This is a genomic window from Microcoleus sp. BM001215392, assembly GCF_036700185.1.
Classification (GTDB): Bacteria; Cyanobacteriota; Cyanobacteriia; order Cyanobacteriales; family Microcoleaceae; genus Microcoleus.
Window position 1 is genome coordinate 2,715 of sequence record NZ_JAUBOJ010000143.1, and the last position, 13,322, is coordinate 16,036.

General features: G+C 45.5%; 15 protein-coding genes and 1 pseudogene. 11 read left to right on the forward strand and 5 right to left on the reverse strand.

The annotated features are described in order from the left end of the window. The 10 genes and pseudogenes from QT974_RS16655 to QT974_RS16700 form a co-directional block, all read left to right on the forward strand. A pseudogene (locus tag QT974_RS16655) lies at positions 1–200 on the forward strand (DNA-binding protein); the annotation flags it as partial. A gap of 41 nt (positions 201–241) precedes the next feature. Next, entirely contained in the window at positions 242–583 is a 342-nt protein-coding gene (locus QT974_RS16660) for a type II toxin-antitoxin system RelE/ParE family toxin (RefSeq protein WP_333469556.1), read from the forward strand. Then, positions 573–926, forward strand: coding sequence for a helix-turn-helix domain-containing transcriptional regulator (locus QT974_RS16665; RefSeq protein WP_333469557.1), 354 nt, complete (start codon positions 573–575; stop codon positions 924–926). Before QT974_RS16660 ends, QT974_RS16665 begins: the two co-directional genes overlap by 11 nt. A gap of 50 nt (positions 927–976) precedes the next feature. Further along, complete coding sequence (locus QT974_RS16670) at positions 977–1,315, forward strand: type II toxin-antitoxin system RelE/ParE family toxin (RefSeq protein ID WP_293339864.1); 339 nt, start codon at positions 977–979, stop codon at positions 1,313–1,315. Further along, positions 1,308–1,679, forward strand: a complete 372-nt coding sequence (locus QT974_RS16675) for a helix-turn-helix domain-containing transcriptional regulator (RefSeq protein WP_333469558.1) — start codon at positions 1,308–1,310, stop codon at positions 1,677–1,679. Before QT974_RS16670 ends, QT974_RS16675 begins: the two co-directional genes overlap by 8 nt. A gap of 432 nt (positions 1,680–2,111) precedes the next feature. Next, positions 2,112–2,939 carry a M15 family metallopeptidase gene (locus tag QT974_RS16680; RefSeq protein WP_333469559.1) on the forward strand — a complete coding sequence of 276 codons (828 nt, stop codon included), beginning with the start codon at positions 2,112–2,114 and terminating at the stop codon, positions 2,937–2,939. 7 nt (positions 2,940–2,946) lie between these two features. Further along, positions 2,947–3,069: a hypothetical protein gene (locus QT974_RS16685; RefSeq protein ID WP_333469560.1), complete on the forward strand. Its 123-nt coding sequence runs from the start codon at positions 2,947–2,949 to the stop codon at positions 3,067–3,069. A gap of 159 nt (positions 3,070–3,228) precedes the next feature. Further along, entirely contained in the window at positions 3,229–3,807 is a 579-nt protein-coding gene (coaD, locus tag QT974_RS16690; RefSeq protein WP_333469561.1) for a pantetheine-phosphate adenylyltransferase, read from the forward strand. Then, complete coding sequence (locus QT974_RS16695) at positions 3,690–4,376, forward strand: DivIVA domain-containing protein (RefSeq protein ID WP_333469562.1); 687 nt, start codon at positions 3,690–3,692, stop codon at positions 4,374–4,376. The genes coaD and QT974_RS16695 overlap by 118 nt, the downstream gene beginning before the upstream one ends. A 329-nt stretch (positions 4,377–4,705) precedes the next feature. After that, a complete protein-coding gene (locus QT974_RS16700; RefSeq protein ID WP_333469563.1) occupies positions 4,706–5,758 on the forward strand; it encodes an acyltransferase in 1,053 nt (350 codons plus the stop codon). Positions 5,759–5,772: 14 nt separating this feature from the next. On the opposite strand, the gene QT974_RS16705 is transcribed toward QT974_RS16700, so the two are convergent. Further along, positions 5,773–6,624, reverse strand: a complete 852-nt coding sequence (locus QT974_RS16705; protein WP_333469564.1) for a TIGR04283 family arsenosugar biosynthesis glycosyltransferase — start codon at positions 6,622–6,624, stop codon at positions 5,773–5,775. 239 nt (positions 6,625–6,863) lie between these two features. On the opposite strand from QT974_RS16705, the gene ubiG reads away from it, so the two are divergent. After that, positions 6,864–7,709 (forward strand): bifunctional 2-polyprenyl-6-hydroxyphenol methylase/3-demethylubiquinol 3-O-methyltransferase UbiG, encoded by an 846-nt coding sequence (gene ubiG, locus QT974_RS16710; RefSeq protein ID WP_333469565.1) that lies wholly within the window; start codon positions 6,864–6,866, stop codon positions 7,707–7,709. 48 nt (positions 7,710–7,757) lie between these two features. Here ubiG and QT974_RS16715 read toward each other — a convergent pair whose 3' ends face one another. The 4 genes from QT974_RS16715 to QT974_RS16730 all read right to left on the reverse strand — a co-directional run bounded on the left by QT974_RS16715 (position 7,758) and on the right by QT974_RS16730 (position 13,260). Continuing rightward, the gene (locus tag QT974_RS16715; RefSeq protein ID WP_333469566.1) at positions 7,758–9,953 is read right to left on the reverse strand and encodes a heavy metal translocating P-type ATPase; all 2,196 of its coding nucleotides are present in this window, start codon (positions 9,951–9,953) and stop codon (positions 7,758–7,760) included. Between the two features lie 294 nt (positions 9,954–10,247). After that, on the reverse strand, positions 10,248–10,514 hold the full coding sequence (locus tag QT974_RS16720) for a FeoC-like transcriptional regulator (protein ID WP_333469567.1): 267 nt from the start codon (positions 10,512–10,514) through the stop codon (positions 10,248–10,250). 164 nt (positions 10,515–10,678) lie between these two features. Further along, positions 10,679–13,018, reverse strand: coding sequence for a Fe(2+) transporter permease subunit FeoB (gene feoB / locus QT974_RS16725; RefSeq protein WP_333469568.1), 2,340 nt, complete (start codon positions 13,016–13,018; stop codon positions 10,679–10,681). Beyond that, complete coding sequence (locus tag QT974_RS16730) at positions 13,018–13,260, reverse strand: FeoA family protein (protein WP_333469569.1); 243 nt, start codon at positions 13,258–13,260, stop codon at positions 13,018–13,020. The genes feoB and QT974_RS16730 overlap by 1 nt, the downstream gene beginning before the upstream one ends. Positions 13,261–13,322 lie beyond the last annotated feature (62 nt).

Sequence of the window (13,322 nt, forward strand, 5' to 3'; positions counted from 1 at the left end):
AACCAAATATGTGTGCTGATGATGCTAAGTTGCATTTGGAAAAGTTAGATACTTTGTTGTCGGGAGACGGAATTGCGACAATTTATGGTTTGGCTAGTTGGCTGAAGGCTTTGGGATTGAAATTAACGGTTGCTGTTGATGCAGGGGATGAGGAAAATTCTGCTAATGTTGCTGAGTTGGCGGAAGTTGGTAAGGTTTGATTTGGGAATTTGAGTGGGAGCGATCGGCATAAATATAGTTTATGGAAGTACAACCCAAGGAAATTCGGCGTTATATTACCCCAGACGGTAGAAATCCTTTCGCAGAGTGGCTTAGTTCCCTGCGAAATTTGAATGCAGTGGTTAAAATTGAGCAAAGGCTTGACCGAGTTCGCTTGGGGAATTTAGGAAACAGCAAGTCTGTTGGGGAAGGAGTCTGCGAATTGAAAATTGACTTTGGGCCTGGGTATCGCGTGTACTTCGGACAATTTGGGTCAACAATAGTGCTTGTCCTCTGTGGTGGGGATAAAAGCAGTCAAGAACAAGATATTCGTAAAGCTAAGGAGTATTGGAAAGAATATGAAGAACGCGAAAATGCCAACTAGCGATAGTTATCAAGACTATCTGATTGAAGCCCTCAAGGATAAAATACACGCTGCTGCTTATATGACGGCGCATTTGGAAGACGAAGAGCCTGAAGCCGGTTTGCTGGAACTCGGACTTAGCAATGTGTTTGAAGCTCTTGGGAAACCAAATATGTGTGCTGATGATGCTAAGTTGCATTTGGAAAAGTTAGATACTTTGTTGTCGCAGAATGGAAGCGCAACAATTTATGGTTTGGCTAGTTGGCTGAAGGCTCTGGGATTGAAGTTAACGGTTGCGGTTGATGCAGGGGATGAGGAAATTCCTGCTAATGTTGCTGAGTTGGCAGAAGTTGGTAATGTTTGATGGTGGGCGATCGCCCATATTATGATCGGTGAGTAGTTGCGATCGCACTTATGGAAGTACAACCAAGGGAAATTCAGCGTTACGTCAAGTCAGACGGTCAAATTCCTTTCGATGAGTGGTTTTATGCTCTGCGGGATTCTCAAGCTAAACTCAAGATTAATGTGAGATTGAAGCGAGTCAGTACAGGTAATTTTGGAGACTACCGCCCTGTGGGAGAAGGAGTGTTGGAATTGAAAATTAATTTTGGTCCAGGCTACCGGGTCTATTTTGGACAAGTAGAAACAACAATAGTGCTTCTCCTGTGTGGAGGGGATAAAAGCACTCAGGACGAAGATATTCGTAAAGCAAAGAAATATTGGATTAAATACAGGAGTCAAGACAATGGTTAAAAGTGTACCTTACCATCCGTTTCTGATTGAACAGCTCAAAGATCCAGTATATGCAGCGGGCTACCTGACGCTATTCTTGAATGAGCAAGAAGAGGGAGATTTGGATATTGGCATTTTCCCATCAGCTTTGAAAGAAGTATTTGAGGCTCTTGGAGAACCAATTATGTCTGCGGAGGATGCGAAATTGCATTTGGAAAAGTTAGATGCTTTGTTGTCGTCAGAAGGAAGTGCGACAATTTATGGTTTAGCCCATTGGCTGAAGGCTTTGGGATTGCAGTTAACAGTTGCGGTTGCTCAAGAGGATGAAGCGGAAAAAGCAGGTGCTGTTAGTGTTGTTGAGTTGATTGAAGTTGCTAAGGCTTGATTGGACGCGATCGCCCCTATGATGATTTACAAGTAGTGGCGATCGACCTTAGAGAACTACAACGAGAGAGCAATTCAGCCTTACGTCAAGTCAGACGGTCAGATTCCTGAAGTGAATATGCCCGATCGCCCAGCATATCAATGGCTGACATCGGTGCTCTGCTAAAATTGGCGCGGACGTTTGATGTGTCGATCGCACAATTGTTAGATTTTGTGGAATAAGTAGCAAATCACACTTAAAATTAATCAGCACCAACAAATTTGACTAAAACGGGCGATCGCCCGAGTAATAGATTTGAGAGTTGGCGGATGGGACTGGGCTCCGTCAGGAAGAGATCGTATATTCTCAGCGGGAATTGTAGCTGTGCGATCGCCCAGATAGATATACAATTTGTAACGTTGAGCCTTATTGAAGTGCAGGAGTGGAGCTGGCTTGGATAACGCTAGTCTGTCGAGAAAAACCCCGCAAGCCTCAGAGCTTGTCGCTGACGAAATTCCAGAAGCAGTACGAGACCGCCCATATCAAGAAGCAGGAGGGAGTCAGTCCAACAAAAAAGGATTGATTTGGAAACTTCTAGGGTTGGGCGCCGTAGCCTTTGTGGTCAGCATCTGGCTGCACCTCAACTTTAACTTTTTCCCAGCCACCAGTCGGACACAGCCAACTCAAAAAAACCCAGCAGCAGCAGCGACTTCGGCCGCTGGAACTGCCCCTAGTCCAGCTACCAACTCAAAACCGGCCACCCCAGAAAACCTGCTGGGACATTTGCCATACCCAGAAGCACCAGCCGCCGACTTGGTAAATGTCACCTCCGACGGTAGCATCAAACTCCGCACTTCAGCAGCAGCAAAATATCAGGAAATGGCCAACGCTGCCGCCGCCGCCGGAATCTATTTTGCTCCCATCTCAGGCTTTCGCTCCGTAGACGACCAACAACACGTATTTTTTGATGTAAAAGCTGAACGCAGGCAAAATGCCAGCAAGCGAGCCGAAGTCAGCGCTCCTCCAGGTTATAGCGAACATCATACCGGTTATGCGATCGACCTCGCCGACGGTTCCGCCCCAGATACCAACCTCAGTCCCAGCTTTGAAAATACCCAAGCCTTTAAGTGGCTAGAAGCCAATGCTACCGCTTTCAGCTTTGAAATGTCCTTCACCAAAAACAATCGCCAAGGCGTCAGTTACGAGCCTTGGCACTGGCGGTTTGTGGGCGACAGGCAAAGCCTCGAAACTTTCTACAAAGCTCATTCGCTCAAAAAGTAGAAGATAGTTGACAGTTGGCAGTTGGCAGTTGGCAGTTGGCAGTTGGCAGTTGACAGTTGGCAGTGGGCAGTTGGCAGTGGGCAGTTGGCAGTGGGCAGTTGGCAGTTGGCAGTTGGCAGTTGACAGTTGACAGTTGACAGTTGACAGTTGACAGTGGGCAGTTGATAGTTGACAGTCAGAAGGAAAAAGGAAAAAGGAAGGTTTTCCACATCTCCCCCTCTCCCGTCTCCCGTCTCCCGTCTCCCGTCTCCCGTCTCCCGTCTCCCCTCTCTCCTCTCGGGCCAAACAAGTGATTGCAATCTATCCAGGCAGCTTTGACCCCATTACCTTCGGTCACGCAGATATTATCGAGCGGGGATCTAAACTGTTCGATCGCATAATTGTGACCGTAGTCAGAAATCCCAGCAAAACTCCTCTGTTCACTGTAGAAGAACGGATCGAGCAGATCCTGCGCTCTACCAAACACCTGCCAAACGTAGAAGTAGACAGTTTTGAGGGTTTGACAGTAAACTATGCTAAGATTCGACAAGCCAAAGTGCTGCTGCGGGGTATCCGGGTATTAACAGATTTTGAAATGGAACTCCAGATGGCCCACACCAATAAAACCCTTCTGGGGGAAATTGAAACAGTTTTTTTGGCAACTTCTAACGAGTACAGCTTTTTAAGTAGTAGTGTAGTTAAAGAAATCGCCAAGTTTGGTGGCTCCGTAGATCATCTTGTTCCGAAACACGTCGCCCTAGATATTTACAAATGTTACGCCAGCAGGAACCAAATCGCATCGAACCCGACATTACCGGACGCAGCACTGAGAACGAATCACCTCAGAACACCGCCGCCTTCGGAGATGAAACCAGAACCGCAGGAGTAGACATCCAGCGGGAATTGAACCGGCTTGAGGAAATTGTTCTCGACAGCCCACGAATCCCGATGACCAGGCGCACTCTGGTGGATGAAGAACAGTTGCTCGATCAGTTAGACTTGGTGAGGCTAAATTTGCCGATCGCCTTTGGGGAAGCCGAAACAATCATCCGGCACAAAGACGAACTGCTCCAAGAAGCCCAACTCTACGCTCAAGAAGTGATAGAAGCAGCAGAACAGCGAGCGGCAGAACTTTTAAATGATATGGGCCTGCTCCAGCAGGCGAAGATAGAAGCAGATCAGTTGCGACAGCAAGTTTTGCTCGACTGCGAAGCCATTCAGCAGGCGACGCTGGCGGAAGTCGAACAAATTCGCTACCAGGCTCAAGAGGAACTGGAAGAAATGAGACTCAGGGCGATGGCTGAATGCGAGGAAATTCAAAACGGCGCCGACGATTATGCTGACCAAGTTCTCGATAATATTGAACACAAGCTGAGCGATATGCTGCGCGTGATCCGCAATGGGCGAGATCAGTTGGATAATGTTTCTGCGTCGCACATCCATCACAACAACGGTTAGTTAAGGCTTTAATCAAAGTATGACTTACCAGTAATTTTGTGAATTTACGGGCGATCGAGCGATCGGGAAACGCCATTGCCCTGTCCGACATCCTCGGCACGACATCGGGCGAGTGTTAGGGAAACCGCACGGTGGAGTGTCCGATGCGAATCTCTGTGACTGCAAGAATTTTAATAATTGCTATCACATTGAGGATAGTAGCAAGACTTGTTTGAATATTGATAATTTTTGTGAAAATAGGAGCAAATATGGCATTTTTTGCTATGGTGAAAATTCATCAGGTAGAAAATTTTTGATTTGACCCTAATTTTCGCAATCTACTTTTTACCATGCAAAAAGCTTCTAATCGGTTTGCAGAATTTGACTTGATCCGAGCTTTAGCCATAGTCAGTGTTGTGATTACTCATGCTGGATTCTCGGCATTTCGCGATCGGCGAATTTTGTTTGTCTCTATCGATACCTTACAACTTTTTTGCGTACCAGCTTTTTTACTCCTCAGCGGTTTTTTCCTCACCAACAAACTGGAAAATCAAAATAATCCCGGACAGACAGTCAAAAAAAGACTGTCAAAAATTATACCACCCTACCTGTTTTGGTCAGTAACTTTGTACATCTTAAATAATTTGGGATCGCTGCAAAAATTTGATTTACTGTCATTGCTCAGAGATATCCTCACAGGCTCGGTGATGCCTCCCTATTACTTCATCGTGGTGATCGTTCAATGCTACGGTTGGTGGTGGCTGCTAGTAAAAATCAAAATTTTAGAACCCAGAAAGATTTTGGCATTGGGTTTAATAATTCAAACAATTTTTACCATAGTCTTTTACTTGAAGGTTTTCCAATATATATCAATACCTCTAGCTTTGGTAGAACGCTGGATTTTTAGCTGGATTTTGCCATTTTCAATAGGTCTATTTTTGGGTGCAACCTATGACAAAATTCAACCACTTCTCGAACGCAGAAAATTTCAAATTTTAGGAGCCACAATCCTGATTTATCTGGCGAGCATTTGGGAATATTACCTAATTGCCGAATTTAATTCAGAGGGATGGTTTCTACGATCTTTCTTTAAAATATCTTCTCAAGGATACGCAATTTTTTTCGTATTATCGATCTTGGCATTTTCTAAAAGTATCGCACTTCCGAGTAAAGTATCAGGATTAGTCAAAATATTGGCTGCGTATTCATTCCCGATATATCTCCTAGATTCGACAGTCGTCAGATATGTGGGGTTAGTGTATTATAAATTTCTCGATCCCGTACATCCGCTAGTGAAGTTGGCTTTTCTAGTGACAGGAACTTTGTGCGGTTGTTTGGCAATTATTTACCTGTTGCAAAAACTTCTGTCCAAAAAATACAGCCCGTACATTCTAGGAATTTAATCTGATTTTGTATTTCAGCGGATGTCTTCATAAAACTGCTTGAGATACCAGGCGGGAACGCCAAAGCCCCACAAAAACCCGATCGCAAGATAGATAGCAGTTGCTTTGAGTTCGCCCCAATGCGCCACTCGGCGATCGCTACTTTCCACAACCCGGTTGACTAACTTAATTTTACCCCTGCGCACCAACTTCAAACACAAATCCGCCTCCTCCATAATTGGTAGCGCGGTATCGAAACCATCGCATTCCCAAAAATCTGTCCGGCGGCAAAAAATAACTTGATCGCCAAACAGCAATCGCAATCCTTTAACAAACAAATGAGGGCGAAATAACAGCGGTGCGTAATAAGTTTTCAGGTAATTGTGCAGCGAAAAAGCCCATCTTGTTTGCTGCGAACCTGTCATTAAAGAAATAAATCCGCCCCCGACAATTTCGGCATCGGATAATGTTTTTTGGATGACTGTTACGATGTCGTCGGGAACTAGAGTATCGGCGTGGAGGAAGCACAAAATTTCGCCTGTGGCGGTTTGGGCACCTAAATTCATTTGCACGGAGCGTCCCGGCATACTGCTAAAAATAACACGGGTTGTGGAAGTAAGGGCGATCGCCACTGTTTCATCTTGACTGCCGCCGTCTACCACCAAAACCTCCCAAGCCGGAGGATCGAGGATGCTGAGTTGGCGGAGGGTGCGTTCTAGACAAGTCGCTTCATTCAGGACGGGGATGATAATAGAAACGCGAGCCATTAGGTTGAAATTTATGCCAAAAGTATTATAATCAAAAACTGTGGCGATTCGCAACTTGAGAAAAAATAGAACTTGCACGCGCGGATTCATAAACCAGGTTTCTGGCTGCGAACTTGTCACGAAACCTCGGATTTTTATCATAAATCTGGTTTCTTGGCATCAGTGCTATAAAATCAAGAACAATGGGCGGTTGAAACCGCGTCTATACACACAAAACCGGAGGAGTGCAGGTTGAAGAGTGGCTGGTTAAAATTACGTTATCTTCTTCAGTCTGCGGAGGCAGACTTCCTTTTTGTAGACGCGGTTTCAACCGTACGTCCTATCTGATATTCCACTAACTAATCAGGACTAAAAAAATCGTGCAGAAAACAGAAGTAAAAAACGACCTAGAATTTTACGATGAAAATGCTGATAATTGGTGGGACGAAAATGCTAAGATTTACGCTTTATACCATCTCAACAAACCCAGATTTGAGTTTTTCGACAAACACGCGACAAATTGGCGGGGGCTGAAAACCTTAGATGTCGGGTGCGGCGGCGGTTTTTCCTGCGAGTTTATGGCCGAGAGGGGCGCTGTGGTTTCCGGAATAGACAGATCGCAAAAGTGCATTGTAGCAGCTCAAAATCACGCAGTTAGCAGCGGTTTTGAGATTGACTACAGACAAGGCTTTGCCGAAAATATGCCCTACGCGGACAATACATTCGATGTGGTAATCTGCGTGGATGTTTTAGAACACGTTGCCGATTACAAACAAGTTGTATCAGAGGTTCACAGAATTCTTAAGCCCGGGGGACTGTTCTTTTTCGATACAATCAACCGAACTTTTTCCTCGCAAATTGTGATGATTGGACTCATGGAAAATATCTTGCAGGAAATTAAGCAGGGCGTTCACGATTGGGAAAAATTTATTACCCCCGAGGAACTGTCTGCGGTAATGCGCGATACGGGTTTTGGCAAGATTGAAATTAAAGGTTTTGATATGTTTGGAGAAATGGGGGCTGTTTTAAGCGAGATGCACGGTTTTTGGGGAAATCTTACAAGTGGAAAGCAGCTATTTCCTGCGGTGGCAAGTTTCCAACAAGTTTCTCAAGTGCTAATTTCTAATATCGCTACCTATATTGATTACAAAAAATCTGGGTTGTTTAAAATCAAAATTAATGAGGATACGTCGATTATGTATGTTGGCGTAGGGGCGAAGAATTAAAAGACTCGGCGGTTGAAACCGCCCTCTTACTGCGCACCTTAATTATGGCTATTTTGAACGAAAGAGCCGCATTCCATTTGCTGTGACAATTAACGAAGTTCCCGTGTCTGCTAAAACTGCCACGGCTAACCCGACAAACCCAAAGGTTCCCAACAGTAAAAACAGCGCTTTTGTGACTAACGAAAAAATCACATTCTGCTGAATTACAGATACAGTGCGGCGGCTCAAATCTACTGCATAGGCGAGTTTTCTCAAATCGCTACCCACCAAAACTACATCGGCAGTTTCTAGGGCGATATCAATGCCGCCAACTGCAAAGCTGATATCGGCGGCTGCTAAAGCGGGGGCATCGTTAATTCCGTCGCCTACCATTCCGACGGTTCCTAATTTTCGCAATTGTTGAATTGATTGGAGTTTGTCGAATGGCAGCAATTCTGCTTTATACTCAGATAAATTGAGTTGTTGGGCTATTTGCTGGGCTACAAAAGTGCGATCGCCCGTAAGCATCACCAGATTGTTCAAACCCATCTTTTTCAGCAAATGTAGGGCTTCGGGAGCTTCCAGTCGCAAGCCGTCAGCCACAGCAAGCACTCCCAACAAACCGATCCTGCTGCCGACTAAAACAGGAGTTTGCCCTAATTTCTCGATATCATCTAGCAGAGAGACGGCTGATGTTGACAGTTCGATATTTTGGTCGGCAAATAAGCGGCGATTTCCGACAAGATAGAGGTTATTTGCAAAATTAGCAGCAATTCCTTTACCCGGATAAGCCGTAAAATTTTCGGGAGTTTCTAACTCGATTCCTGCTTCCTTTGCTTTGGTAATAATTGCCTTAGCTAAAGGATGTTCCGATTTTTGTTCCAAAGAAGCTGCAATTAATAATACCGTGCTGGCGCTCAATTCTCCCAATTCGTAAACCTTTTGGACAACGGGTTTACCTTCAGTCAAAGTTCCAGTTTTATCAAAAGCCAGACTCTTAATTTTTCCAGCATTTTCTAAGCCGTTTCCGCCCTTAAATAACACGCCTTGACTGGTGGCTGCGCCAATGGCGCTGACAATGGAAACCGGAGTGGAAATTACTAAGGCGCAGGGACAGGCTATGACTAACATTACCAGGGCTCGGTAGCACCAAACGCTGAACGGTTGACCAAAAATTAAGGGCGGAATTACTGTCAGGGCGATCGCACTTACAATCACAATAGGAGTATAAATCTCTGCAAATTTGTCCACCCACTGCTGAGTTGGGGCGCGGCTCGATTGCGCCGACTCGACTAAGTGGACAATTTTCGCAACCGTGGTATCGCTAGAAATGTGGGTGACTTGGACTTCCAAAAAGCCAGTTTGATTTAAAGTGCCGGCAAAAACCCGATCGCCCGTTTCCTTATCTTCGGGGATAGATTCACCCGTAATTGGCGATTGGTCGATCGCCGAATTCCCCGATACCACAACTCCATCTAATGCTACCATTTGCCCGGGACGAATTGTCAGAATTTCTCCGATTTGAATTTCCTCAACCCGCACCGTCACTTCATGATTATTGTCGCGCTTGACAGTTGCCGTCGGAGGTGTAATATCCATTAAACTAGCAATAGCATGGCGAGTGCGGCTGAAAGTGAAAGTTTGCAAAGTTGTTCCCAGACTAAACAGAAATACAACTAACGCCGCTTCAAACCAATCGCCTAAAGCCACCGCGCCAATTACCGAAATAGTCATCAACAAATTCATGTCGGCGCGGCGCAACCGCAACTCCATGAGGCCCGCGCGGGCGATCGCAAATCCAGCTACAATAATACCGACACCGTAAAAAGCCCGCGATATCCAAATTGTCAGGGCTAAATGCTGAGTTAGCAATCCCAGAATTAATCCTATTCCAGCTAAGATGACACTTTGTCCCCGGCGATTGCGAATCCAAAATTCCCAGTTAGTTGGGTTGGTTTTTTGAGTTTTCTGGACTGTAGAATGCTGGTGATGGTGTTCGCCCGAACAACAGTCCTCCTTCGATGACACTGCTGCGGAGGGCTGTTCGATAGTGTAGCCTAAAGTTTTAATGCGATCGAAAATAGCTTTTTCGGTTACTTGTTGAGGGTCGTAATTTAACCGCAAACTTTCTGTTGCAAAAACTACATTGATATCGGTAAGTCCGGGCAGTTTTTGCAGGCCTGCTGCTACGGTTTTGGCGCAGTTACCGCAGTCCATTCCGCCAATTTTAGTTTGTAGGGTTTTGAGGGAAGGAGTTTGAGTCATTATTCAGCATCCTTTTGAGATTTTAGAATGATTATCAGAATCAATGAGCATATATTCAGGTATTTAATTAAATCATATACTAATTTCACTAAAGTTGTTAAGTAAGCTCATTGCTAACAACTAAGACTGAAGCCCATAATAAATGTCGCTTTTATTCGAGGCCCGATCCCCCTCGCATCCCCCTTAGTAAGGGGGACTGTCAATCGGAATCTTGTCCCCCCCTTACTAAGGGGGGTTAGGGGGGATCTCCGGGTTTGATTAGTATTCTGTTTTTGAGGTGAGCTTACTTATCACTTAATGGCAAGTTGCAGAAACCGGATCTTTTGCTGACACCGACTCGCCAGGATTTACCCACACATAAATCTCCGTAGCATCGTCGCTGCAACTATGACATCCACCGCACTTTTTTGCTTCTGCCATTTTACTGATCCGGCCTTTGCGGATGAGGCGGTTCAGCATTCCGCGCAAAGCATCGCCGTCCATCCGAAAATGAAGTTTCAAGTCGGCGAGAGAAGCTCTTTTATTTTGGGAAATAAACTGTTGGATTTCGCTTAAAATCATGGTTTTTCTCCTTTCTTTGTTAATAGGACTGACGCAAGCGAGGTCACAAACCGGGTTTTTTAGGATGATCCTTGGCTGTAGTCCAGAGATTAAGTAAAAAACCCGGTTTGTTTGGTCTTGATGCTGAAGTCCTGCCGCAGATGAACGCTGATGAACGGATAAATTTAATTGATTGCTTCGCGCCGCTTGGGGCGTATTGCACCAGCCATTTTCAATCCCACAAGTGTCAGGGCCATAGCTATTACCAATCTCACTACCCAAATAAGTGAAGATTCTGGATGCTCTGCGTATGTCGCAACTTGATAATAGAGCACTGCCGCCCAGTAACCTAAACCAGTAGTCCAAGCACCGGCGAATATTGTCCAGCCTAAATTAGTTTCGCGGTAAAGTGCCGCTGTTGCGGAGACGCACGGGAAATACAGCAATACAAAAAGTAAATAAGCAAAGGCGGCTTGATTGGAACCAAACCGTTTAGACATTTGTCCGTAGGTGCTGTCAGAAATACCTTGAGCCTCTTCTGCTGCTTTTTGGTCTGTAATATTGGCCGAACTTAAACCGAGGGGGTCAAAAAGTTGACCTGGAAGTTTTGTTAGATTCTCTGGAATAGTGAGAAATGCTTTGCTGATACCGCCCCAAAAACTGAACGGTTCTTCTGGTTTGTCGGGTTCTGCACTGGCTACTTTTTCTTCGTTGGCTAGTTCGGTATAGAGGGAATCTAAGGTGCCAACCATTACTTCTTTGGCAAATACTCCTGTTAGCAATCCGACGCTGGCTGGCCAGTTTTCTTGGGTGACTCCCATCGGAGCAAAGACTGGTGTGACTGTGCGGCCAACTGCACTCAGAATTGAATCTTTGCTGTTTTCTTTGCCGAAGGAACCGTCGGTGCCCACGGAGTTCATGAATCCGAGTACAATTACCATGATGACGATCGCAATTCCCGCCTTTTTGATAAAAGCTTGCAATCTGTCCCAAGTCCGCAGCAGCACGCCTTTAAGCTTAGGAATGTGGTAGGGTGGCAGTTCCATCACAAACGGTGCAGCTTCTCCTTGCAGAATTGTGTTTTTTAAGATTAGTCCGGTGAGAACTGCTGCTAAAATCCCTAACAGGTAAAGCCCCAATACCATGTTTTGACCGCCGACTTGGAAGAATGCGCCACAAAACAAGGCGTATACTGCTAATCTGGCACTACAAGACATGAATGGATTCATCATAATCGTCATCGTGCGATCGCGCTTATTTTCTAATGTCCGCGTCGCCATAATTCCGGGAATATTGCACCCAAAACCGATCATCATCGGTACAAAAGATTTGCCGGGAAGTCCGACAAACCGCATTAATCTGTCCATCACAAAAGCTGCACGCGCCATGTAGCCGGAGTCTTCCAGTACCGATAAACACAAAAACATCATCCCAATTTGGGGAATAAATGTAGATGTAGTTTGAATCCCGCCACCAGCTCCTTTTGCCAGCAGTCCGATCGACCATCCAGGGGCTTTGATAGTTTCTAAAAGGGCGCCGAAACCATCTACAAAAATTGTCCCGAAGAATTGGTCAAAGAAGTCGATAAACACTCCCCCAACGTTAATCGAAATGGTGAACATTAAGTACATCACCATCAAGAATACGGGAATGCCTAACCAGCGGTTGAGCACAATTTGGTCGATTTTATCGGAAAGATTGGCTTTGACTTCTCTGGAAGATTCGGCGACGCCTTGGGTGAGGGTGCGGATGAATGTATAGCGGCTGTCGGCGATGATAATATCTAAGTCGTCATCGAGGGTTTCGTGGACTCGCCGGCGGTGCGGGACGACGATTTTTTCTAACTCTGTATCCGCGAGTTCCGGGGCGACTTCATCCTGGTATTCTAGGAGTTTCAGGGCTGTCCAGCGGGCATCTATACTGCGGTTTGGGCTGTGCTGTTGGATATGCGGGATTAGTTGGGCGATCGCATCTTCGATGACAGCCGGATAAGCTACATAGGCAGATGGTGCGATCGGCTTAACCAGCGCCTTATTCACAGCATCGCGCAACAAAGGCACCCCGTCATTTGACGTAGCACTCATCGGCACTACCATACAGCCGAGACGTTCGGCGAGTTTGCTAACATTAATTCGGATATCCCGTTCTTTAGCAACATCCATCATGTTTAACGCTAATATCATCGGCACCCGCATCTCTAAGATTTGGGTGGTGAGATACAAATTTCGCTCTAAGTTGGAAGCATCAACAATATTCACAATCACATCAGCTTCGCCAGATAGCAAATAATCTCGTGCTACCAATTCATCGAGTCCAGCATCTCCATCTTCGGCATCAAGAGAATAAACACCCGGCAAGTCAACAATAGTAATTACAAAACCGTCGTGAGCATATTTTCCCTCTTTGCGTTCGACTGTTACTCCAGGCCAGTTTCCCACTCGCTGGTTAGCACCTGTCAAAGCATTAAACAAAGTTGTTTTGCCACAGTTGGGGTTGCCCACCAATCCAATAATTTGCTTGCTCATTATTGCACCTCCTCAATAAATAAAGTATTGGCTTCATCTTTGCGCAAACTGAGTTTAAAACCCCGCACTAAAATTTCTACCGGATCTCCTAGGGGTGCGTGGCGGGTAACGGTAAATTCGGTTCCCGGCGTCAATCCCATTGCTAACAATTTACCTTTGTAAGCGCGGGCTGTTTTCTCATAGCCAACTACTCTGCCCGTACTGCCAACAGCTAAATCTCGCAATTGCTTCTTCTCGTTCATTTTTTTCTATTGGTTATTGGTTATTGGTTATTGGTTATTGGTTATTGGTTATTGGTTATTGG

What these genes read in the sequence shown, in the direction of transcription:
- feoB (WP_333469568.1), bottom strand. Translation starts at nt 13,018, where the DNA reads ATGAGCAAGCAAATTATTGGATTGGTGGGCAACCCCAACTGTGGCAAA.
- QT974_RS16660 (WP_333469556.1), top strand. Translation starts at nt 242, where the DNA reads ATGGAAGTACAACCCAAGGAAATTCGGCGTTATATTACCCCAGACGGT.
- QT974_RS16730 (WP_333469569.1), bottom strand. Translation starts at nt 13,260, where the DNA reads ATGAACGAGAAGAAGCAATTGCGAGATTTAGCTGTTGGCAGTACGGGC.
- QT974_RS16665 (WP_333469557.1), top strand. Translation starts at nt 573, where the DNA reads ATGCCAACTAGCGATAGTTATCAAGACTATCTGATTGAAGCCCTCAAG.
- QT974_RS16695 (WP_333469562.1), top strand. Translation starts at nt 3,690, where the DNA reads ATGTTACGCCAGCAGGAACCAAATCGCATCGAACCCGACATTACCGGA.
- QT974_RS16720 (WP_333469567.1), bottom strand. Translation starts at nt 10,514, where the DNA reads ATGATTTTAAGCGAAATCCAACAGTTTATTTCCCAAAATAAAAGAGCT.
- QT974_RS16675 (WP_333469558.1), top strand. Translation starts at nt 1,308, where the DNA reads ATGGTTAAAAGTGTACCTTACCATCCGTTTCTGATTGAACAGCTCAAA.
- QT974_RS16670 (WP_293339864.1), top strand. Translation starts at nt 977, where the DNA reads ATGGAAGTACAACCAAGGGAAATTCAGCGTTACGTCAAGTCAGACGGT.
- QT974_RS16700 (WP_333469563.1), top strand. Translation starts at nt 4,706, where the DNA reads ATGCAAAAAGCTTCTAATCGGTTTGCAGAATTTGACTTGATCCGAGCT.
- QT974_RS16715 (WP_333469566.1), bottom strand. Translation starts at nt 9,953, where the DNA reads ATGACTCAAACTCCTTCCCTCAAAACCCTACAAACTAAAATTGGCGGA.